This is a genomic window from Ruegeria sp. S84, assembly GCF_056583445.1.
The window spans coordinates 3057135-3082131 of sequence record NZ_CM152618.1; the positions used below are offsets into that span (position 1 = coordinate 3057135).

8 protein-coding genes are annotated in these 24997 nt (G+C 58.5%); 1 reads left to right on the forward strand and 7 read right to left on the reverse strand.

Translation table 11 applies throughout. The features are described from left to right. Nucleotides 1–69: 69 nt before the first annotated feature. The 4 genes from AC1DFB_RS15395 to AC1DFB_RS15410 are packed head-to-tail and all read right to left on the reverse strand — an operon-like array spanning nucleotide 70 to nucleotide 4682. The gene (locus AC1DFB_RS15395; protein ID WP_480921610.1) at nucleotides 70–1431 is read right to left on the reverse strand and encodes a glutamine synthetase family protein; all 1362 of its coding nucleotides are present in this window, start codon (nucleotides 1429–1431) and stop codon (nucleotides 70–72) included. Beyond that, on the reverse strand, nucleotides 1428–2177 hold the full coding sequence (locus tag AC1DFB_RS15400) for an N-formylglutamate amidohydrolase (RefSeq protein ID WP_480921611.1): 750 nt from the start codon (nucleotides 2175–2177) through the stop codon (nucleotides 1428–1430). Before AC1DFB_RS15400 ends, AC1DFB_RS15395 begins: the two co-directional genes overlap by 4 nt. Continuing rightward, entirely contained in the window at nucleotides 2174–3874 is a 1701-nt protein-coding gene (locus tag AC1DFB_RS15405; RefSeq protein WP_480571597.1) for a Na/Pi cotransporter family protein, read from the reverse strand. Before AC1DFB_RS15405 ends, AC1DFB_RS15400 begins: the two co-directional genes overlap by 4 nt. A gap of 4 nt (nucleotides 3875–3878) precedes the next feature. After that, nucleotides 3879–4682, reverse strand: coding sequence for an inositol monophosphatase family protein (locus AC1DFB_RS15410; protein WP_170626926.1), 804 nt, complete (start codon nucleotides 4680–4682; stop codon nucleotides 3879–3881). Nucleotides 4683–5057: 375 nt separating this feature from the next. Between AC1DFB_RS15410 and AC1DFB_RS15415 the strand changes: the two genes are divergently transcribed. Beyond that, nucleotides 5058–6587: a sulfatase-like hydrolase/transferase gene (locus AC1DFB_RS15415; RefSeq protein WP_480921612.1), complete on the forward strand. Its 1530-nt coding sequence runs from the start codon at nucleotides 5058–5060 to the stop codon at nucleotides 6585–6587. 23 nt (nucleotides 6588–6610) lie between these two features. Here AC1DFB_RS15415 and AC1DFB_RS15420 read toward each other — a convergent pair whose 3' ends face one another. From AC1DFB_RS15420 to AC1DFB_RS15430, 3 genes are read right to left on the reverse strand one after another with little or no spacing between them, the layout of a single operon-like run. Beyond that, nucleotides 6611–9970 carry a Tc toxin subunit A-related protein gene (locus tag AC1DFB_RS15420; RefSeq protein ID WP_480921613.1) on the reverse strand — a complete coding sequence of 1120 codons (3360 nt, stop codon included), beginning with the start codon at nucleotides 9968–9970 and terminating at the stop codon, nucleotides 6611–6613. A gap of 19 nt (nucleotides 9971–9989) precedes the next feature. Then, nucleotides 9990–16937: a neuraminidase-like domain-containing protein gene (locus tag AC1DFB_RS15425; RefSeq protein WP_480921614.1), complete on the reverse strand. Its 6948-nt coding sequence runs from the start codon at nucleotides 16935–16937 to the stop codon at nucleotides 9990–9992. 28 nt (nucleotides 16938–16965) lie between these two features. After that, the gene (locus AC1DFB_RS15430) at nucleotides 16966–24933 is read right to left on the reverse strand and encodes a SpvB/TcaC N-terminal domain-containing protein (RefSeq protein WP_480921615.1); all 7968 of its coding nucleotides are present in this window, start codon (nucleotides 24931–24933) and stop codon (nucleotides 16966–16968) included. Nucleotides 24934–24997 lie beyond the last annotated feature (64 nt).

A 24997-nucleotide genomic window follows, 5' to 3' on the forward strand; every position in this document is an offset into this window, starting at 1 on the left:
GGGCCGCCATTGGTGCGCCATTGGTTCGAGCGCCAATGGCGGCGGGGCTGGCCCCTCGCTTTCACCCTCTCAAGCCCGCTCGAACCCGCGGGCAATTTCCCAATCGGTCACCACGCGCTCAAACTCTTCGATCTCAACCTCGGCCGCGCGCGCATAGTGATCGACAACGTCATCTCCCATCGCAGCCCGCAACATCGCCGAGCCATGCAGCGCATCCCGCGCCGCGCGCAGATTGCCCGGGATCATCCCCGTCTCTCCCTGATAGACGTCGCCCGTGGTCGGCGGCTGCAACTCCAGCCCTTCTTCGATCCCAGCGATCCCCGCCGCCAGCATCCCAGCCATCGCCAGATAGGGGTTCATATCCGAGCCCGGGATACGGCATTCCACCCGCACCGCCTTGGTGCCGTCACCGCACAGGCGGAACCCGGCGGTGCGGTTGTCCACCGACCAGATGATCCGCGTCGGCGCAAAGGTCCCCTTCATGAACCGCTTGTAGCTGTTGATGTAGGGCGCCATGAAACAGGTGTAATCGGCGGCGTATTTCAAAAGACCCGCCATGTAGCTTTTCATCACATCCGACATGCCGAGCGGATCTTTTTCGTCGAAAAAGATCGGCCGCCCCTCGGACCAGAGCGACTGATGCACGTGGCTGGAACTGCCCACCTTCTCATGATGCCATTTCGGCAGGAAGGTCGCGGCATGCCCATGCTGCCAGGCAATCTCTTTCACCGCGTTCTTGGCGATCGAGTGATACTCGGCCGTCTCCATCGCAGGCGCGTATTTGATGTTCAGTTCTTCCTGCCCGGTCTCGGCCTCACCTTTCGTGTTCTCGACCGGTATCCCCGCATCCCACAGATGGTTGCGGATCGGGCGCATCACATGCTCTTCCTTGGTGGTCTGAAGGATGTGATAGTCTTCGTTGTACCCCGAGATCGGCTCAAGGTCGCGAAAGCCTTCCTTGCGGATCTGATCAAAGCTTTTCTCGAACAGGAAAAACTCCAGCTCGGTGGCGCACATCGCGTCATAGCCCATCGCCTTCAGCCGGTTCACCTGACGTTTCAGGATCGAGCGCGGCGCGTGTGGCACTTCTTCATGCGTGTGATGATCCAGCACATCGCACATCACCATCGCCGTGCCTTCCAGCCACGGTACAGGGCGCAGCGTGCTCAGATCCGGCTTCATCACATAATCGCCATAGCCCCGCTCCCAACTGGTCGACGCATACCCATCCGGCGTCCCCATCTCGAGATCCGTCGCCAGCAGATAATTGCAGCAATGCGTCTCTTCCCACGCCCCCGCAACAAAATGACCCGCATGAAACCGCTTGCCCATCAAACGGCCCTGCATGTCAACCAGACAAACCAATACCGTATCAATCTCGCCAGACGAAACCTCAGCCTTCAAATGCTCAAATGTCAGTGTCGCGCTCACGATGCGCCCTCCCTGATCGTGATATCGTTCAGCGCCGGTTCAAGCAGCGCCAGTATGTCCCGGGACATGTTGGCAACCTGTACTTCATTGCCCAAAAGATCATTGCGTACTTCGATCATCACATTGGCCAGCCCCCGGCTCAGCGCATGAAGACGGAGCGAATGCGTTACACCGTCAGCGGGGCCATAGGGCTGATTACGTTCCGTGCGGCGATGCGGGATCTGATCCATGTGATCCAGCATGGCATCGACCAGACGACTGTCCTCGTCATGGAGAAGTCCAAGTTCAACCGCGCGCGGCTTACCAAAATAGACTGGCGTGAAGGAGTGAATAGTCACAACGACTGTATCCGGACCGCGCGCATCCAGAACCTGTGCAACAGCCTGACAGAACGGGGCATACACTGCCTGGGTACGTGCATCGCGTTGCGATTGATCGAGGCCCACATTGCCCGGCACTTCGATCAGTTCTGATTTCTCGGGCATTGCGCTTGCCGCCTCGGGCGGACGGTTGCAATCATAGACCAATCGCGAGACGGTCGAGACCACGACCGGAGCATCAAGCGCTGTCGACAGCGCCCGTGTCAGCGCCATTGCGCCCGGATCCCAAGCGGCATGGCTGACGCGCGCGGATGCGGACAATCCCAAATCATCAAACTCTGCCGGAATGCGGTTGCTTGCATGTTCACACAGCAGAACCACACGCCCAATGCCCGTCTCGTTCAGGATTTCGACTGATCCCGTCACCCTTTGACCTCAGTATCAGCGTCCTGCTCCATCTGTGGGAATTCTTCGATCAGGCGGGTTTCAAGCAACTGCCCGTTGCGATATAGGATCGGATAGGCGACGGCCGCGATGTGACTGTTGAATTCGCGAAAGGCGCGCAGCGTTTCGAGGTGGATGTCGCTGGTTTCAAAGCTTTCTGCGCTGCCATGTTGCAAGCGTTTAAGGTGGCGTTTGCGACTGTCACGCTCGGCCCGCTTGATTTCGGTTTTTTCCAGGCTCAGCAGACGCGCGCTTTCCAGATCGTCCGAGATCAGCACGTTCGAGGCCAGTTTCAGGTTGGCCACAATCCCCTCGTGCATTTCGACCAGCTCTGACCAACCTTCTTTCGAGAACGCGGCCCCCTTTTTGCGCATGTCATCCGCCAATGCCGTCAGGCGTTTGGCCACCACGTCGCCCGCGGTTTCCAGGCGAATGGCATATTCCATTAGGTCCCGCGCAATCTTGGCATTTTCCTTGCCGAACGCATCAGCGGGGATAGCCGCCACATATTGCCGGATACCAGAAAGGCAATCGTTCACATCAGTATCCATGTCCCGAATGGCCCGGATCTGCTCCTTGTCGCCGCTGCGATAAAGCTCCAGCGCAGGCCGGAACATCGAGCCAACCATGTCGCTCATCCGCAGAAGCTCGCGTTTGAGGTTAGACAGGGCCTGATTGGGTCTGCTGAGGGAGTCGAGATCAAGTGCGCTGATCGGTTGCCCGGGCTGCGCGCTGCTTTCAGGACTTTTCGGATCGGGTAGCAGTTTTTCGAATGGCGCGCGCAGCATGCCGCAGAACGGCAGGGCCAGAACCAGAAGCGAGGCGTTGAAAATCAGATGTGCATTCACCAGCATCTGCCCGCCTTGCAGATCGCCCAATACTCCGGTTCGCAGCGCCAGGTTGGCAGCAAACAGCGAGACAATTGACCAACTGCCCCGCAGCGCCAGATTAGCGAAGGGAATGCGCCTTGCAGACAGGGCCATGCCGCGTGTCAGCCAAACCGGGATGAAGGCGGACCCGAAATTAGCACCCAACACCAGCGAGAGCCCGGCGGCAAACGGGATCGCCCCGATTTGCACCAGGGTCACACACATCAAGATCGCAGCGACCGAAGAATGCATGACAAAGGCCAGCGCTCCACCGACCAGGAACGCTGTGATGTAATCACGCGCAAGATACTCGGCGATGGCGGGTAGAAAGGCGCTGTCACGGATCGGGTCCATCGCCTCGCGCAGAAAACGCAGTGAGATCAGGATGAATGCGACACCCATCAGAATACGGCCCAACTGGCGCGGTTTCTTGGCCTCTGTCTTGACGAACAGATAGCCGCCGACCGCAAGCAGTAGCGGCACCAACCAATCCAGTTTGAAGGACAGAACCTGAATGATCAGCGCCGAGCCGAGATCGCCACCCAGAACCATCGCGAGCCCGGTCGGAAAGGCCAACATCCCGCCCGCCGCAAATCCGGAGGTCAGCAATGCAACCGCGGCCGAGCTTTGCAAGACGACGGCCATTGTAAGCCCTACCATCGAGGCCTGCACATAGCTGCGCTGCCCCGTCATCACCCGCTGAAACGATGCACCATAGCTACGCTCGATGCCCGTGCGCACCATGCGCACAGCGTAGAGCAGCAGCATCGTTGCACCAGCCAGACTTATGAGGAAACTGACAATCGCCATTCCGTTATCCGTTCACCAGATCAAGCAGCTCGGAATGCAGTTGCGGCGTGGCCGCCGATATGACTCGGCCGTCGGAGTTCAGACCTAGCGGCTTACCCTCCCAATCGCTCATGATCCCGCCCGCAGCTTCAACTACGGCGGAAACCGGCAGATAGTCATAAGGCTGCAGATCATAATCGATGACCGCATCCACATGGCCCATCGCAAGTAGTGCATGCGGGTAGCAGTCATAGGCGAAGCGTCGGGTCTGTCCCGAATTCATCAACCGATCAAACAGGGCCGGATGATCCCGGTAAATCTTGTCGCCTTCGTTGACGAAAAAAACTGCGTCGCTCAATTGGTGTGTAACGCTGACCGAGACAGGCTTGCCATTCAGTGTGGCCCCTTGACCTTTCATGCCGATCAGAAATTCGTTCAGGGCAGGCATGCCGATGACCCCCAACCGGGGAACACCATTCGTGAGATATCCCAACAGGAACCCAAACAACGGATGCCCCGACAGGAATGATCGGGTGCCGTCAATGGGATCTACAATCCAGACATTCTGCCGATCCTGACCTTCGAACCCCTGTTCTTCGCCAAAGATACCGTCATCTGGAAAGTTCTCAGCCAAATATTGTCGCACCACGGCCTCGACACCCTTGTCCGCCTGTGTGACCGGGCTTTCGTCCGCCTTGAACTCAACCCCCAAACGTCCCCGAAAGTACCCGCGCGCAGCCTGCGCAGCGATATTGGCGATTTCGGCGGCGTGAATCGCGATATCTGACGTACCTTCGGGCGTTGCAACGGTATTAGGTGGGGTTAGCATCTGTTTTTGTCCCTCATTGCAATGCCTTAAGCAGTATTCAGAGACGCCGTCATGGTACAGGTAAACTGGATGACTAACGGATCGCCATTGCACATGGGTGTTCCGGTTGTATCGTCACTCTGCGATGCTGCATTACGCAACATCTTTTAAGCAACAACGTCACAAAACCCCACACAGCACAGCAACATTAACCCACAAAAAACAACTTATTCAACCAAATTATTCCGTTTTTGGTTGATTGGCGGTTTCGTTTGTGGATTTTTGAGCGGTGGGTATCGCCATTCCGAGGCAAAGCAGGCAATACCGCCGCGTAGTTTTGGCAGGAATACACGCGCAGGGCCAAGGATTCGGTTCAGCGATCAGGAGCACCGGGATATGACAGACAAACACAACGTCCTGTTTATCATTACCGACCAGATGCGGGCGGATTGTTTGTTTGGGGCATTGGAGGCCCATGTTGACCTGCCTCACATGCGCGCGTTGATGGAGGACAGTGTTTCTTTCACGCGGCACTTTTCCGTTACCAACCCCTGCGGGCCATCGCGCGCCTCATTGCTGACCGGGCAATACGCGATGAACCACCGGTCGGTACGAAACGGCACGCCCCTGCGCCACGATGCACCGACCATCGCCAGCGAGATGCGCAAGGCAGGGTATCTGCCGATGCTGTTTGGATATACCGACACATCACAGGACCCGCGCGTGTTTGATGCAAAAGATCCGGCGCTCAGGTCATATGAATTCCACATGGCCGGTTTTCAGGAAATGCTGGAAATGCGGTTGGAGATGTCATTCCCATGGCGTTCTCATCTGAAAAACCGTGGATATGAGTTCGAAAACTACATTGACGTGTTCAAACCGGTCGCACCCGATGGCGGCCAGCCTGCACTGAATGACCCGGCCTTCTACGCAGCCGAGGATAGCGATACCGCCTTTCTAACCGATCGGTTTCTGGAAACCATGCCGGCCTATGCGGATGATGACCGGGGATGGTTTGCACATCTGACCTACATTCGCCCGCATCCACCGCTGGTAGCCCCGGCACCATATAACCGAATGTATGACCCTGCCTCGCTACCATTGCCATCGCGGTTACTAACCGCCGAGGCCGAAGAGGCGTTGCATCCGTTTTTCGCTCCGGCACGGGCCAACAGCACGGTTGCCGGATTTGTTGAAGGCTTCCCGGACCTTGAACCTACGGACGAGGTAGTGCAGACGCTGCGTTCGATCTATCTGGGTCTTGCCACGGAGGTAGATCATCATATCGGCCGCGTGGTTTCGTTTTTGAAAGAAACCGGGCAGTACGACAACACATTGCTGGTGGTCACCGCAGATCATGGCGAGATGCTGGGGGATCGGCACAGTTGGGGTAAGATGTCGGTTTACGATGCGGCCTATCATACACCCTTGATCGTGCGCTTGCCCGATGGAGCCCGTGGCAAACGGGTCGAGGCACCCACGGAATCGATTGATATCGTTCCGACGATTCTTGAATGGATCGGGCAGACAATACCGGATTCCATGAATGGGCATTCGCTGTTGCCCTTCCTTCAGAGTGAATCCTCAACCCCGGCTGACTGGCGCCGCTATTCATTCTCGGAGCTGGACTTCGCTGATCCGCTGAACCCAACCCGCTGGCAACGCGATCTGGAAACGGGGTTAGAGGACAGCTGCCTGAGCATCCTGCGCGACAACCGGTTTACATTGGTTGAGTTTGCGGCTGATCTTCCGCCCATGCTGTTTGACGGTGAAGGGCAGGGTGAGATGGAGAACGTGGCAGAACATCCTGAACACGCCGCCACATTGGCGCGCATGACACGCGACATGTTGCGTCACCGGATGCGGAAAATGGACAAGACCCTATCAAACTGGATGATCACACCGGATGGTCCGCGCCATCCTTGACGTTCCTATATGGCTGAGGATCGTCAACCACCCCACGTTACAGTCATCAGCATATCCTCGAACTCTGCGGTGTCGAAAAACAGCACGATCTCACCCGTTGGGCTTGCGGGCAACGGAACCGTCGCCAACTGACCAACCGCCAGATCGCCCAGTTCCGGACGGCGGGTCAATGTGTCCTGAACCACACCTCCGTCGCTGGTATCAGAACGATCAGACACCGTGATTGTTGCCGGAGCAGCATCCAGACTGCTTTCAGCAAAAAGATCGCACCGTTTGAACGTCGTGAGGCGACCAGCCGACCAATAAGGATAGTGCTCGGGTCGGAGTGTCAGCCGCAGCTCGTGACGCCCACCCGCAGGTGGTGTTTCGCGGCGGAAGCGTGCCCATTCTGTCGGGAACTCGTGCCGCAGTGAGAATAGCCGCACATTGCCCACAGTCCCGTCTGCCGCAATATCGGCTTTCAGATGATCAACCGCCGCATTGCGCACGGGTCCACCGCCATCCCGCGCAGTGTAGCGCAGGTGCAAGACGACGTCCGAGATCGTGTCATAGTCGAACTGTTGCGGATCGCCCTGCGTTGGGTCCGCCGGCAGCTCTAGCCGCCATTCGCTGACTGCGCCCACATTCTCGAATGGTAAATAGCGATCATCAGGCATGCCCTCGAACTGACCGGTTTCCATTTGCGCCGCACTGAACACATTGCTTTCGGCGCTGTGAATATCGGCGAAACGGTCGTCTTCGGGGCCCGTGCGAACATAGCCATCCCCGATATCCGGTCGTTGCCGGATGCTGCTCTTGAGATGCACAAGTTTCGCATGGGTTCCTATATAGGGCCCGGAAACACAGGGCAGGCTGAGCGCAACACTCTTGATCCGGCGGAAGTAATGGCCCGGCCCATCCAGATCGAACTGGGCCTCGGGGATTTTAAAGGTACACCGACCTGTTCTTCGCAGATTGACCAGGGCCAGCGGATCGATTTGTAGCAGGCTGACATGTTTGGTCAGCTCGTATTCGTTGCGATTGTGCTCGTGATACGCAAGCTCCATCCGCTTGACGTCGAGCAGCAGCGCCTCGCCTGAAAGAAGCCCTTTGCGACCACCGTCCCAATAGTTGAACTGCACCAGAGTTTTCTGATCCAGCTCGGGCCGCATCAGTTCGGCTTTCATGGTTTGCTCGGCACGCCGTGCGGTATCGAAGGCAAAGCGGTAATACTCGTAATACAGCTTTGACAGCTCGCCCTGCAGCCAGCCGTAAAGTTCTTCGTTGGTATACTTATCCTGCAGGAAATCGCGGGTCTGTTCGGTCAGACGGATTGCCTTTTTGACGTTCAGATATTCGCGATGCTGCGCCTGTTCCGCGATCAGCGACGTCAGGATCTGACGCCCGATCTGCATCACATCATGGGCCGCCAGATTGTGCTGTAAAATCCATTCGTCGGCGCGGCGTTCATAGGCGGCAGCGCGAGCCGCCATCCCGGCCTGATCACGGTTCCAATCCGCGATCATCCCGGATACATCCCCCGCGATCCGCATGACCGAGGACAGCACGGTTCCCACCTTAAAGTCGATGGTGCCACCGAGGCCCCAATAATGCAGGTCCAGTTTCGGGTCGGGGATCGGGGTAAGCGTTGCCGAGATCGAGTGGAACACCGATTTGGCCAGTGTTGTATCCCGGGCTATTGGCAGCAGGATGTTAAGTTCTTCATTCTCTTTTTTCGACAGGTGAAGGTCTCCGCCCCCGGTCTGACCCGACGTTTGTGCGCCGTCGCCATCGCCCGGGCGCTCAAGATCGGGAAACTCCAGCCGCTGAACCGGCACGTCATATTGCGCAACAAGTGCTTCGTAGGCTTCGTCGAAATTGGCCTTTGTCAGGGTCTGACGGGTCAACTCAAGGGTTTCAGGCGCATTTGGATCAGCCTCCTGACCCAGCAGGCGCTTGTAATAGTTCAATCGCTCAAGCGCCGCGCCACGACTGCCTATCAGCGCTTGCGTCGCTGCCTCGGTGTTTTTCCATTGAAGGTAACGAAGATCGACCTGCAGTTTCTGCAAGCTGACTTCGTGACCTTGCCGCAACAGGGCCAGTGCCTCGGCGTCGCGTTTTTCCAAGGCGGTCAGCAAGGCCGACCCGATATTGCGGACCTCTCCGGCCAATTCCGCCGCCTTCTCGATCAACACGCGCGAGCGGACGGGGCTGACCGGTTGATTCAAACCCGAAACGACAGAGCCGATATCCAGCCCAGCCGCCGCCGCCTTGACCAGCATTCCGGGATCGATCGGCGGGTCGAACAGGGCAAGCGGACGAACCTGCCCTTCGATATCCATACAGTTGCGGATTTTGAACAGCCGGTCGGCAACCGTATCCCAATAACCCAGCAGCTTTTCATTATGCGGGATGCAGAAATACAACGTGCGGGCCATACCGAATAACGGCGCAGCGCTGTCGCTGGTGCCCGCACCTGTTGGCGTTGTGAAATTGAAGGGGAACGCGCCTTCAAGCTCGACCAGTGCATTGCCCATCGGATCAAGCCCTTGCGCCCGAAGCTGCGCAAAGGTGCGTGGCGTGGTTGTTCCACCCGCAGGTGAACGCTGCGGCTTGTCGCCCAGCAAGTTCGAGGCGAGCACATAGATCTGCAGCGCTTCCATGATGGCTTCGCGCGTGAATTGCTGGAACAGGTTGTCACCCCAGGCAATCAGATTGTCGAGGTACTTCATCACCACGTGCATCATGAATGAAATCGTCCGTGTGCGCGCGACTGCAAAGGGCTGAAACGGGGTGTTTCGCACCGCTTCATACCCATTTAGGATCGCTTCTTTCTCGGCCAGCTCCGCGTCGGTGCATTCGTCGTTTGGTTTGCTGAGCAGGGTCAACAACGTATCGATGGATTGGGCTTCGCCCTCGCGAAAGGCAAGGAAACGCCAATAGCGTGTGGGCACCGGTACATCGGGGTCATTCTCGGTCGGATCGAAAATCAGATGGAACCAGCGTTGCGCTTCGGTGAAACGTTGGGTCTTGGACAAGTGCACCGCAATGGTCAGCGGCACATGGAACATCAGTTCCCAATTGTAGTTGGCATAAGGCCCACCCATCCGCGTGTCGATTTCCTTCGGGAACGAATGGATGTCGATCTTGTCGGTTTCCTGCGGGGAATAGAGGGAATTGAAGAATGACTTGCGCAAGCTTTTGTGAAACTCCGGGGACAACATCCCGGGCACACCCTGTATGTTCAGACGCTCGATCAACTCCGACACGAAGGGGTGGAAGAAGTTTTCAAACGTGTAGTCCCAGTGTTTTTCATAGCTGATAAGCTTGATCTTCTGGGGGCCGAAAATGTCCTGATCAAGCAGGTGATGATAGCCGTAAGTGCTGATCTTGCTGGTGTCCATGATCAAAGTCCTTTCCGGATCAAGTGCGACGCATGCGGACGGTGCTGCCCATCGGGCCGATGTCGCGGTCGCCAAAGCGGACCGTGCCACCGGTGCCCAGCGCTGTATGGACAAAGGCGTCTTCGGTCACGAATGCACGAAGAGTGCTCAGGTCGGCGCTGCCAAAGCCGGGGATTGCAGTCACCCGTTCAATCCGGTCGGGCTGCTCGGCAAACGGCTCAAACGCCAGCACCATGGTATCGATTGTCGGGTCAACCTCGGCCACGCGGCCAAAATCAAGCCAAGTCACAACTTCGACGATCCGCTGCTTCGTGGACACGTAGAACACATGTCGCGGGTCGGCATAGAAGAACGGCGACTCCCAGGCTTCTCCATTGGTCGGGTGATGCGGCTGTGTGGCCTGATCGGGCGCCTTATTGGACAGCAACCGATGCGTGATCCCGTCATTGGAATAGATCGCTGTAAGGCGGTTTGACCCGGTCGACGTAATACGTTTCGGCAAGAAATGCGGCGCCTTCTTGGGTGAGCGCGTATCGGGTGTGCTAAACGTGTTGTACATGAAGAACGAAACGCCCAACCAATCCTTGTACGAGATCGATATCCGCATCCCGTTGGTCCATGGGAATGAAGACAGGCGGATGCCTTTACGGAAATTGCGCATCTCTCGGGCTGGCACGTTTTCGCGCAGCAACAGGGGCTCATCAGGATCCGAACTGCGCGGCGGTTGCCACACGCCATCCACCCGTTCGGTCCAGTTCAGCATGACCTTGACGTCAAAGGTGGGTTCATCAACATCCATCAACGATGACGCCTCAACCTCGGCCAGCGGGCCTGATCCCGCATTGGGTGTTCCTTGTGCCGTGTTTTCCGGCATCATCTTAATCCAAAACAGGAACAGACGATTGTTCCAGACCAGAGGCATGACCGGATTATCCTCGATATCCAGCGGGATTTTCTCCCACGCACTCCACGAGCCGTAGGCACGGGTCCGGTGGTAATAACTGCGTTTGGCCCCGGCGGTGCGCCCGATAACATGCAACACGTCGTCTGCAGCACCGGGATCGCCTTCGATCTGGTAGAGACCGCATACTTCCAGCTTGGCGACCTCTTCCAGTTTCTGCAGATACCCGATCAGCGAGGTGGCTGCGCGTTCCTCGGTGATGTCACCCTGCAGCAATTCACTCATCGCTTCGCGGAAGAAGGGTGACTGGTCGTCGCGCAATTCTGGCTCCATCCAGTTTTCAGGGTACAGGAAGATTTTCCGGTTTGCCTCCCACACGCGGTAACGCTTCATCCACTCCCAATGCTTGGACCGAAGGCTGGATGCAGCCACACGGGGTTCAAGGTTCATCAGGCAGCGCTCGGTAAAGATCTGGACCGAGGACAATGCGTGACGAACCCGCGAAGTGAGCATGCACGGCTCCATCTGCACATCCATCAGGAAGTATTCGAACAACTTTTCGGGCGTGTTGATATGCGCCGCATCCGGACGCCCGCGCAGATCGTGCAGGATATGCGCCACCAATGCATCACGCTGGCGCTTGCGCAGGCGGTCATTGATCGGTTGCAGGATTTTGAGCCAGTCATCCGGGCTGTAGCGCGCGCGAAGGGCGGCGCGGAAATTCCGCACAATGGGTCCGGTTGGGGTGGGTGTTGCGGCGGCGATCAGCGCTGTCGCCGGAATCCCAAGTGCCGCCAGCCATTCGGCGATGTCATGAAGCCGCTCCAGAACGGCCAGATCGCCAATATCGGCTGGGGTGAGTCCGAAATGTACCAACAGGTCGGCGATATCCACGGGATCCCAGCGCGTGACTTGGAACAACTCAGCCTCGGCGTCGGCGATGGCGACCGCTGGATTCTCGGCTATCGAGACCAGCCGGGCATTTTCAGGGGCATAAGCCGCCTTTAATCGCGCCATGCGCAGGTGGGCCGTTAGCACCCCCATCAGCGCGGCAGAGGTCGGATCATCAGGTGTGCCGGTGACGGGCAGGCTGTTTGGCCAGGCCGCACCCGCAATCTGCAAATCGCCATGTGTCGTCAGGTGCAAGATCTCAGCGACGTCAAGTTTCAGCGTTTCGGACAACCGGGCAATGCGGCGCGTGCGCAAGTAGGCCGCGCCCAGATGCGATACCGGATCAGCCGGGTAGAGATGCGAAGCGCCGATGACCTCAGTTCCTCGGCCCGGTGCACTCCAACGCAACGCCAGTCGGTCGGTCACATTGGCCACGCCCAGCGCGATTTCGACCAAAGTGCCTGCGCGAAGCTCGATCGCGTTGGTGTTTGACCATATGCCGCCCGCCTCGGTCAGAGGAACAGGTTCGCCTGCGATGCTGAGTGTCACGGTCGCGCCCGCATCAGCTTCGACAGCAATGTTGAAGAATCCGTTTTCAGGCGCTTCCAGATATCCCCGTAACTGGATCGAAATCGAAGAACCTGGTGTGGTTTGATTGTCTGGCAGCACTGTTCCAGTGGAGGCGAAATCAATCGCGCCAGATAAGGTTTCGACCCGCGCAGGCGGTGCAGTGTGGGCCGGGCCATCGCTGATTTCAGCACTCAGACCCCCGGATTCGAGCATCAGGGCATCCTCAAGCGCGGAGCTGGCCGGATCAGTCGCCGCATGCAGAACCTCGGCCTTTTCGAACAGGACGGCTGCCAGATCAGCCTCAACTTCGATCGCGGTACCCAGAAGCTGCAGCGCCACCTGGCGTTTCCGTCTTGAGATCAGCTGCGGCAGGATTCCTTCAAGCAGAGCACGATAGGCCTCGGCCTTTGACGCAGTTGAGCTGCGGTATGCGTCGTGAAGCGGGAGCAACTCGGGGAAGCGGGTGAAGAATGGCTGTGATTGTGCCTCGCTTGCGTTGAACAAAGCGTCAATTGCTGGCGTGAAGGCAGCAGGTGTCCCGGCGACGGCCTGCAGGGCATCTCTGACAGTGGTCGACATGAGTCCGTTGAAAACCAGAACCTTGCGGAAATCGTCATAAGCGATTTGATCGGGCGCCTCGGCCAGGATCGCCGGCTCTAGCGCAGGGGCAGAATGGTCATAGGTAACCTCGGCCGAGGATGTGGCCTCCAGATATCCGAAGAACTGCTCGGTCGCTTCGGCCCCATAGACCAGAGCCATGTGGGACCGGGCAATACCGCCATCGGGATCGTCCACCAGAACAAAGTCATTGGTGATAGCCGCAAACCCTGCACGCAGATCGCGTGCCAGGGTCGTGATGTTTTCTGCGGGCGGTGTCGTCTGGCCACTTGGGTCATGGTTCAACAGCAGCGCCAGCGCTGTTTCCAGCGACAGGCCTAGCTCGGACAGGCGATGCACCAGATCGATAACCTTCAGCAGAGCGGGTGCAGTGGCGTCTTGCGGGCCATAGGGGTCAAGACCGGTGGCTTGAAGCAAACGCTCCAATCCCGGCACGCTTTGCTCAAGCGCGCGCGCAAACCAGCCGCGACGGTAGATTGCGCTGACCGTCTCGATGGTCAGGGGTGTCGTGTCATCGAACCCCAAAACAGCGACGATCCGGTTAAATTCCGGACCCGTCAATGAAAAGGCCGCGCGCAAGGTTTCAACCTCGGGCAGCAACAGGGCCGCAGGGTCTGTAAGCACACCGCCAAAACCATCTTCGGCAAAGGCGGGGTTTTCGCGAGCAGGTCGCTGGAACATTTCACGGAATAGCGCGGCGGTTCCATTGGTGCTGATTGGTCCAAAGAGGGCCAGGATCGGGCGCAGCGCGTCCTCGGGCCTTAGCTCCAGCGCATCAAGGGCCGACATGGCGATGCCCAACTGTGGCAGGAGCTCGGCAAAGCCGGCGTCCATGCGAGCCAGGTCCACCTGCGCGTCGGCGCCGCCCGGCATCTGGTTCGTCGGATAAAGCGCCGAGATGATAGCATCCGTGTCGGCAATGCTAAGTTCCAGAACACGCCACAGTCGGACGAACCGGTTAATCCGGATAAAGTCATTCCATTCAAGGCGGTTGGACAGCGGATCAGGGTCTGGGTGACGCAGTTCAAGCGCGCTTAGGTCGCACATATCCGACGGGTCTTGCGGATTTGTAAGCACGATCAGACCCATGATCCGGTCGAAAGTAGTGTCATCAAGCAACCATGCCTCGATATCACCGCCATAGCGTTCAGGCTCGACCCCTGCCGCCATCCGGCTTTGTAGTTCTGCGGAGTTGATCGCGCCGTCCCGGAAGGCCCGGATATCGTCGAAGCCCAGGCCAAGATGCTCAAGCTTCGGGATCAGCGCGGCTCCGGGGTTCACGAACTCGGTCTTTAGGATGTTCACGAGATCAACCGGCGTGATCTCGGTGCGGCGGCATAGGTCGCGCACGCTTTCCAAACCATCACGCACTTCGGCTGCGCTGACACCCGCATCAAAACCATAAAGCGAACGCACTGTCAGATCGGGTCGCGCTGACCCGGCAACCGCCACGCTTTCGGTCAGGACGGCGTTGAGACCGCGCGAGATGTTCAAGCGCTGCAGCCAGATGTCGCGCCATCCGTACGGTGTATCGTCCAGCGCGTCTGACGAACGCAAGTCGGCCATAACCCGATGTAAAGGCGCGTCGAAACGATTGAAAAGGGCCTTCAGTGCCTCCAACGAACGGTCAAACGGCAGGGGGGCAGGGAATTGGGCGGTGGCCAGCGTGGCATAGGCGGCATCGCGTACAAATTGAGGGCTGGCCAGCAACTCTTCAGGCGGTGTTTGACCATCGGTCGAATGACCCTGATATCCACCCAAAGACATGCCGTTGACAACGAAATGCTCCAGCACCTCGTTCACCAAGTCGATGTATGGCAAAGGCGTCAGAGTGTTTTCGCAAGTCAGCGGCAGGTGTTGAATATCAGGCCGCCGATCAAGCAACACATCAAGTGGATTGGTGAAGCCGTTCGGAATCTCGGTCGCGGGGCGATCGAGAAACAGCAGAAGATCGACAAGATAGGCTGCGGGGCTGAGGACTGACCGGCAATGCTCGCATCCGCAATAATCCATCGAACCGAAAAGCTCTTCTAATGTGGAGTATGCGAGCACATCACCAAAATTGTCCGACCCGCCCGGGGTAGGGTTCAAAAACCCGTCAGCAGCGCCCACGCTGGGGCCGATCGCTGGCATCATCCGATGAGTCATATAGGCGGTGGCCAGATTCAGAACCGCTCCATGGACCTGTTCTGCCTTGCGGTAGATCTGCATCGCGACGGCCTCGTTCAGAACGGCCTTGTGGGCGCGCAGGAACTCATCTTGTGGCAGCGCCACGACCGTATAGGCCGAATCCAACCCTGCAGCCAGCATGGCATTCATACTGCTGTCGTCGGGCGAGATCTGATAGACCCGCTGAATGCGTGAGATTTCGCGCACCACTTCTGGCGGTTCGTCCAGCGCATTTTTTGCAATAAAGCGCGCAACGGGCTGCTGACCTATCTGGAAGGTATCGGCATGTTTTGCGAGGAATTCATGAACGTTGTTCGACAACCCGGTATCGACCAATGGCGTCTCCTGCGCCCGGACCATTTCCGCAACAACCGCAGTCGGGAAAGACAGCCGCACCTGAGCGGCCATGAATTCTGCATAGTTGGCGCGTCTTTCGGCGGCATCCCGGCCCTGAACTGCCTCTGGCACGGGGTCGGTATCATCCATGATCGCGGCCCAGGCGTCGGCTTTATGAAAACCCGCCTTCACTAGGCCTCCCAACGTACCGTCCGCATCGCCATCGGTGTCACGATGCAAGCGTTCGACCAGCTTGGAGTTGTTGAGCGTCAGATAGGCAAGCTTGCCATCGGTCTGCAAACGGGCGGCTTTGTCCTGACCCAACTTACCCTCTACCTCGGTCCAGAATGTATTGAGATCATCACCATGCGCCGCATGGAGCGCGGCAAAAGTTTCACGCTCGTCATCCCGCGTCAGCGAAAGTGCAAGCAAAGGCTGCATTCCGGCCAAAGTCCCGGGAGGGGGCGTATCCAGCCGCACGCGCGCGGAGACTTCGGTAAATCGGGCAAGGGAGGCATCTGTCTGATCCGCCAGTTTGGCGTCGATCAATCCTTCATCCAGCGCGGATTTCCAGATTTGCGCCACTTTAGCAGGGGGCGTGCGGAAAACCGCGGTGTCATCGGCGGGAACACCTGCACGTAAAAGCGCATAGAACAGGCCAGAGTCGATGCGTTGACCACGCCGTCCAGCGGTCTTGTCAGACAACTGCTGGGATAGCGACGCCAGTGCCACGGCGCGCGCGTCCCAACCTGTTTTATTGGCCAGATATGTGATGTCCTGACGGGTGTCGCTTTCTTCAAGTTTCGACAAGGCACCGTTGAACTGACCAGAGAGCGCCTTGGTCAGTGTGGCGTGTTCTGAAGACAGTTTTGCGGCACTTTCAGCAGGCAGAACCACGGAAAGCTCGGAATCCGGTCCGGCGTCATATTCCACCGCCGAAGCGGCAACCACATCGTCATTCAAACGCACCTGCACCTGAAGGTCTGGTGCATCCTTGCCGCGCTTGGTTATCTGATCTCCGGTAAACACAATCTCGAAGGCACCGCGTTTACCGGTTGTAGCCTTCCCCAGTTCAACGTCGCCGCCGACACCTTTGTCGACAACAACAACAGCAAGGCCATCAACAGCCGCACTTTGCGCACTTATGACGCGACCGCTGACACGGTAGGTGCCAAAATCCGTCGGTGTGTCCAGTCGAGCGACCAGATCGTTAATCACAGCTGCCGTTCTTTTATCGACACTGCCGGTCGGGGACAGATCGGCCTCTTTCTGAACCAGGCGAACGGCTTCAGTGGTGCCTTTTCCGTAGGTCGGTGTGCGGCCATCCTTTTCGCGCGACACGATATCGGCCAGCGCTCGGTGCGCGCTGATATCATTGGCCAGCAGCAAGCCTTCACGCAGCAGTGCCAGCAAAGCGGATTGCAGATCGCCCACCGTAGCGCGGCGCATTCTGGGCTTTAGCGGATGCGTAACTTTGGTCATGAGGAGGTACCCTTTCTGACAACTGCGTTCACCATTTCAAATGGCCTTTGATGCCCTGGCCTTGCAGGATCGACATCGTGCCTGCCGCGCCCAGGCCAAGGTAACCAGCGGACCGTCGGAAGAAGCCGCCAACGCCGCCCTGACGATGGCCTGCATCGATTTCGTCCACCCAAAAATCGGCCGCTTCGCGTGCGGCGGTTTTTTCGCCTTTGATTGCGGAGCGAGCTTCGGTTCCGGCCAGTGCAATTGAGCCGAAAGCTGCGAGCCCGGCGGCAAGGACCGATCCAGCACCACCACCCGTGACGAGCTTGCCCGACACCGAGACCACGTTGAGAGTGCCCGAGGCCGTGCCCTCGACCACATTTGCGGTGCCCACGCCGGTCTCGCCTTCGGCGATTTGCGTGATCCCTGTGCCAACCTGAATGCCGCTGGCCGCCATACCGATCACCATGAGCCCACGGCCCATGACCCCTAGGATGGCGCGGCCCCCGGACAGGGTCTGCGACACTGCCTTGCTACCCCGCATTGCTTTGGCGAGCTTGGAGATTGAGGTGATTTTGCCTTGCTTGTTCACCATGTTCATGGTGTCGACTTTTTGCACCATCGACGCAGTATCGGGCGCAGCGCCCGGGCGGTAGACTTGCACGGTGCCCTTGATCATGCCGGTATTGGTGTCGAATGAGGTCAACATTCCGTTTCCCTGTTTCGGGATCTCGATCAGCGTCCAATTGCCGTTGCCATGCGCCACCAGGTGAGAACGGACTCCGGCGACCTTCACACCCTGGGCATGGGTGGTGTTGACGTCTGCAAAGGAAACCATGGCAGTGGGCGGGTGCGTGTGTGCGATAGCCGTCGTTCCCTTTGGAATCGAGACCTCGGGCTTGGTGGCCGTGCCCTTCAATATCTTGAACGTGTTGTTCTCTTTGATAAGGGCAAACTCCTGCACGCTGCCTTCGGTGTTTCTGACCTGAGTCGCCAGCGCATCAAGCGTCTCAAGACCCTTCTGCAACGATGCAACTTCAAGGCCTCCGTTGGGCACAGTGGGCGGCGCAGTGCCCTCTGGATCGTTGAGCGTTACCGGGTTGTTATAGGCATAAGCATAAAGGTTCAGCCCGCCTTCAATTCCGATGGGATCGGCGCTGATCCATCGGCCGAGCCAAGGGGCGGCATAGCGGGCACCATGATGGTTAAACCCGGTTTCGGCATCCCGCTCTATCGCGGTATATCGAAAACGTTTCGGACCTAGGCCAGCGGTGGCAACGCCTTGATAGGTGGTACTGCCGAAGGGGCTGTATTCCTCGTAAGACAGAACATTGCCGTTCTCGTCCAGTTCGATCCCCACACTGCCCACATGGTTACTGTGCTGATAACGAATGACGCGGCTGACCGCTCCACCGGCGATCGTCGTCTCAACCAATGCAATACGGCCAGTTTCGTCCCCCACATGCAGGGTCTCTCGGGTCCGCGGGTTTGCACCCGGTTCGCGGATAATGTCGAACCCGCCCAGCGAGATCGTCTCGCGACGGATGGCTCCTGCAGCGGTTTCTGTCACTTTTCGGATGCGGGTCCCGTCAGAGGCGTAAACAAAGAATGTGCGGTCCCCTTGGTGCGCCAGGCCGTCCGCATCATCAGGTCCAACTGCCTGACGGCGGCACATGCGCAGTTGGTTGTCGTGGTCCCATGCGATCTGATCGAGATGAGAAAGGCGCAGCATGTTGCCCATCGCATCATAGCCGTCATCGCCCTGACTGATGATATCATTCACAGCACCGACCGATGTCTGAGTTAAGCGGTTCGAAGGTACCCCCGCAGACAGGGCACTGTCCTCACCATAGGTGTAAGTCCGCGTCCAACCGGGTACCACGGGATCAGAGCCCCGGTGGCGCATCTCAATCAAGTTGCCCGCAATGTCATAGTGAAAACGCTCAAGATACCGGCCAAGGGCGAAACCATCACTGCGGTGCGGCAGCCGAGTTCGCGCGGCGTCGTTATAGCTGTGGGCGCCGGGTGCGCCGCCTTGCTGGCCCAGATGTTCGCGACCCGTCGCCTCGATCAAACGATGCAAGGCATCAAACGTATAGTCGTTAGAGGCATCAACACGGCGATTACGGAAAAAGATCTGCTGTTGCGCGCTGTCGCGGATGTGGGTCACGTGACCGGACACATCGTAGATCATGTGCTGCGCCTGCAACTGGCATCCTGGCCAGCCTGCAACTGGCGGTGTCGGACAGTCCGAACCAAATCCGGTTGCATCGCGCCGGGTGATGATGCGTTCGGTGAGACGGGTCAACGGATCATGCAGGATTTCTGTTTCAACCGCGTTGCCATAGGTGATGCGTTCGCGGTCGCCCCAAGGGTTGTATGCAATGCCTGTGACCACGGCATGATCCGCAGTGGCGGGATCCAATAAAGTGTCAGGTGCCGCGGGTCGTGCGTGCCAGGTGTCCACCCGATCAAGCCGCGAGGACAGGTTATAGCGGTACTGCACAACCTGGATGCGCGCGCCCGGCGATTGCGATTGCAGCGGCACCAGTTGGACCGGGCGGTCCAGCGCGTCAAAGCGGGTTTGCCCTGCGAAAATCTCGGGCTCAGTCGCCACGGGTGCGGCCCAATCGAGCGTGGTGCGAAACTCCTGCGCCAGTTGCCGCTGGCTGCGGATTGGGTTGCCTTTGAAATCATGGGCCAGAATTTCCATCGTGCCGGATTGGTCGCGGCTGATCGCAATGCGTTTGCGATGGTTCAGGGCTTCGGGCGTCGGCAGCGATTCTCCGTAGATCGTTTCATCGATCCGCAGCTCAGGACCCGCATTGATGCTTAGATGAGTGGCGATGGGTCGGCGCAATACATCGAATTCGTGGCGCAGCCGGTGGTCGCGCGCATCCCACGTAAACGCCGTTTCGCCACCTACATCCGTTAGCCGCCAACGGGTACCGCCCTCCATACTGTCGGTCCGAATGGCGGTGCTGAGCATGTCGAAAGCGGTACGCTGAACCTCGCGCCCAAGCTCATCCCAGGTTCGGCGCGTATTGCCTTCGATATCGATTTCGGTCGCAACGCGGTGGAGTGTCTCGGTCGGTAGGGTGCCCGGGGCCGCGTTGCTGTAGAGCGTGCGGTTCGGAGTGAGGCGCGCGATCAGCGCACCACGGGTATCCGCCAAAGCCCGCATCGGTGTGTCATCATAAAGCGCCGATTTCGATGCAGCCTCAGTGGCGCGCTGCCGGTCTTCGGGATCGGGGAAACGGGTAGCCAACGCCTGCACTTGCGCCGGATCGGTTCGCAGCGCGTGCCAAGTGGGTAAATAGGCAGCCTGCGGCAACCTGCGGAAATGGTCGCCAAGATCGGGGTCTTGGGCGGGATCCGAAATCAGTACAGTATCGCCCGGGTCCCATGTCGTCTGGTCCCAAACAGAAAACCGGTGTTTGCTCCATGTATGATCGGGATTCAAAATCCCGATCTCTCTGCCCAATGCGTCGTAGAAGAAAATTGGGCTTACACCGATGCGGATGTCGGACTCATAGGTCGGGCGATCTGTGAAGAACGGTTCGAACTGTCGAACAATATTGCCTTTGTTGTTGCGCACTTGCCAGCCGGTACCGACCCAGCGTGGCGACTGCGATGCGGACATAACCGGCCGACCATCAGGTCCCAGCAGGATGCTCCCCGAGCCATCACGCGTTGGGACCGGACCGTCTTCGGCCTGAATCTTGCGTTGAATTTCCTGCCCCATCCCATCTGTAAAGGTAAGTTCGGCTAGGAACGGGGTGGTTTGACCCGGCAAAAGATCACTGTCGTGAACCTCTCGATGCAGGGAAAGACCGATGACGGGTGATGGGGCAGGATCCCCACGAGAGTGATAATAGGCCCAGGGATCATAAACATAACGCATTGTCGCGCGCCCAAGTGCTGCCAGAGCTTCAGGTCCACGCGGATCAATCAGCACTTGAGTGCGTGCTGCAGGCACCAGTGTCGGATCAAAGCCATCCAGCCTGTCACCTTCGTCGGGCCCATCGACCTTGCCCATTCGGGCCATGCCGGTCACGCGGCCATAGGCGTCAAAGACCACCTCGCTGCGATTGCCGTTCTCATCGGTCAATACCGAGGCTTGCAAAACGCGATAATCCTGTCGGCGTTCGGTGATTGCGCCAGCTGGACCGGTCGAGCGTACCCCTGCCGACATGCGATTGCCCAATGCGTCCTGCGTTTCCTCGATCAGCAGGTCGAAAGCGTCATAGCGGGCTGTTGTTTCCGTATGTGTCGCAGGCTGATGGAACGGGTCCCGCAGGCGATGTGGTCGAAAGAAATGCTGTCGTGCAAATGCCAGCTCTTGCGCGGGCGTATCACCGCTTGAGGGCGACAAAAGCTGACGGTCCGAGGGGCGCCACCACTGGCCGTCGCCGTCAATCTCGGTGTATCCCGCCTGCGCCATCTCGGCCGCACCAACGCGGCCTCCATAAACCTGCGTGACAAGACCCGGCGTGAAGGCCAGTTGGAAGCTTTGATGGAGAAGCCCCAAACTGCCCATCTGGCCAAGCGGCAGTGGGCCGGTCAGCGTATCATCCCTGAAGTACTGACGGCGGTGTTCGATCAGACGACGCTGCACCAGACCCGCGGTTGGGGTCGCTTCATAAGCAAGATCGGCTGCAGCGTTCGCCTCTGTCTCGATCTCATCAAAGGACAAACGCGTACCCTGCGCTGGGCTTAAGCCGGTAAGCTCAAAGCTTTGTTCTTCACATGACACCGGGGCGCGGTAGGTTTGATCTGTCGCGATCAGGTCCGTGACGCGCCGCGTGTGTAATACCGCATGTAACTGCGCCTGACGCACCTGATCTTCAGGCGTCAGCGTCGGATCAGGTGTTTGCCGGCCATACATGACATCGACGCGGCGCAGTTCAGTCCCAAACGGGTCAACCTCCAGAATGACCTGATGCTGAAGGCGCGGGTCATCGGGGGTCCGCTCATAATGCGCGGTTAGGCTTTCCCGGGCATGGGTCAGAAACACGGCATGACGGTTGGGTCCACGGGACTGCAGCAAATGCACAGTCTGCGTTTGCTCGACCACCTGATAGGGGTGACCATTGGGATAGCCGGGCTCCGCCCAGCCATCGAGCGCGTAGGTTTCACGCCGAAGCACCGTGCCGCGAAGCGCGCGCGCAGCCTCGCGGGTTTCTCCGGTTGTCAATCCGGGTGGCAACACCGTGTCGGGCAAAAGCCGCCGCCGCGCTTCAACATCGTCGTCACGCCAAGCGGGTGCGCGCCAGTATTCCCCACGATCCTGCCCATCAAGCAGACCAGCCAAGACATCGGGCAGACTACCTTGGTCGAGATACACGCCGGTATGAAACCATGTTCTGGTCAGTACGGGCGGAACATGAGATGCCGGGTCTTCGTTTGATGCCAGTGGCCCCAGCGCATCTGACGAGAGCGTCGCAAATTCCTCGGTGTCCCATTGTTCGACCATGCCGAACCCGCGAAACTCGCGCTCGACCCCGTCGAAATGACCATGGTGAAAGGCAAAGCGAGATACGAACCGGGTTTGCGCCACACGATCATGTGTGACGATGCGATCAACCACCTGCACCGGGAACGGCAGGCGCGTGGCCCAAGGACGTCCTTCATAAAGGTCTTGCAGGTAAAACCGCGACGACGAGGCATAGCGCAATTCGGTCTCGCCACCGAAATTGTTGACATATCGGGTCATGAGGTGCGGTTTTTGTCCGCCCATCAGATCGACGTAACGCAGAGGCTGACCTGCGTCGCGGGACAAAGTAGAGGACCACACAAGACAGGCGGTGCCCGTTCCAAATAGATCGAGCAGATCAACCGAAGTTTCGGTATCAAGCGGCGGCACATTCCCTAGGCGTCGACGCGGTGCAAGCCGGTTGCCAGACATGTTGAAATAGAGGTCGATACCTTCTGCACCCAGATAGACAATGTCGGTGGTGCCCGAGCCGTCGATATCCGTCAGGCGCAGGCGGCTGCGGTCGAACATTTCGGGGCGATCAAATTGTGGCGCGTCGTCCATCGCCACTTTGGTGCCGAAACGCCCATATCCGCAATTGGGCCAATAGGCGACTTCACCACAGCGGATACGAACCAGATCAGACAATCCGTCGCCGGACATATCCGCCAGAAAAATTGCAGCCTCCGGATCGGAAAACACAAGTCGGGGTCCGTCAGTGTCGTTCCATGGCTGCGCTTGCCTGCGCGCGGGGCCAAACCCGGCCTCGCCTTCAGAGGGGTGCCAGACAAAAGCGGTGTCCTCGGTCAGAAGAATGTCAGCAAGGCCATCGCCAGTCAGGTCAACCATCTTCATGCTGTCATTGGACGCATCTATATGTGGCCAATATTCAAACGCGCGGAAGTCGGACCAACCTGATTGCGCGTCGCGCTCATGGAACCCCGGGGTTGTCCGGTCCATTACCACCAGATCCGGGCGACCATCCCCAGCAAGGTCCATCCATTGACCTGACTCAGCAAATGCAGGCCGCTCGGCAACCAGCACGGGGGCAGCAAAGCGCGCCGTGCCGTTCATTGGCCCAAGGTTGCGAGTGTAATGCCAGGCACCCGGGGTCGAGGTCAGAATTCCACCAACACCGTCACCGTCCAAATCAACCCAGTTTGCCGGATCGGTAAGTCCGGCCGGAGCACCTTCGGTCTGCTCGCGGTCAAGGCTGCGTACAATATCGTTCACCTCGGCCCGGCTATAGGTGAATTCCACCGGTGGAATTGCCTGTCGTCTGTAGGCGAGGAACGTGGCTCCGTTCACATCGCGCGGTGAAACCGTATCGTCCGGAGCGAAGCCCGACTGCGCGACCGCCATGAGGAATGAGCCATAGCGCGTACTGCCGGGGTGCTGACGCTCGTCATCAGTGTCAGCACCGGGAGGGGTGAAATCGTCATAGGAAAACTCGGTTGCCTTCACGAGACCGCGATAGCCCGGTTCGCCCGTCGGCAAGTCGGGGATATCATGAAAGGTCAGAATTCGATGGCAGCGGCGACGGCGCCGAACCTCAAAGCCCGCGCGGTAGCTTGATGTGGGGTCCGGGCGCACTTGCCAATTTCGGCCGGGATCAGCGGATGCATGGACAAGCTCATGCTGCGCGTCCGCCGCCACGTTGGGATCAGGTGCGATTGGCAACAGGTGGTCTTCGCCATAATCGAATACGACCGTGAACAGCCATCCAGCTGCATTCACATCCGGATCAACCAAACGAGAGACTCGATTGCAGTAGCGGATGCGTTTCAGGTACCGCTCGGCTGTGCGGGACCGATTGGCTTCGTGCGCCTGCGCCTGATCGATGCCAACTGCGTCTTCGGCAACATGCTCGTATCGGATGGCGTTGCCTTTGTCGTCAAAGGTCTCGGACAACAACCAGCGAAATACACGGGCGGGGTCGTCCGGGTCTGCCACCCTTGATAGGCCTGACGCGCCATAGATCGAAGTGACGTTTTCGCGCGACGTGACACGCCAATGCGCGATACCCGACGCCTCGTCTGTCCACCGCTCAATGCGGGCAAAAGTGCTTTCGATCCGTGGGCGGAACCTGTGGATGGTCACACCTGGAAACCGCGCGCGATCTTCCCATTGTGCCCCCTGAGAATCGAGCAGCGGCACCAGATCTTCAGACCCAGAAATCAGGAAGACATCCGATCCGGCGGCATCGTCGTATCGGGGCAGGCCTTTTTCCGTTTTGCGCGTGATCTCGGGCAGCGAAAGTGACCATCCAAAGCCGAATATGCCGCTGCTGGTGCCAGCCTCATAGCTCAGTTGCAGCTCTGGTGTGAAACCACCGCGCCCGGGGCTGACAGGAACCGGAATCGTCAAGGACGCAGACCCGGTCACCGGGTTCGAGGTAATCTTTTCACCAATACCAGAAATCGCGCCACCGCCTTTCGGCAGATTAAGCGACAGCACATCTTTGTTGGCGCCATTGTCACCTGAAATGGCGGATGCTTCCGACCTTTGAGGTCGGGAAATGGCAGTGGAGCCTAACATTCGGCCACCATAAATTCGTCATAAAAATATCAGCGCCACAGGGGTGCTTTACGTAGGGTAAGCA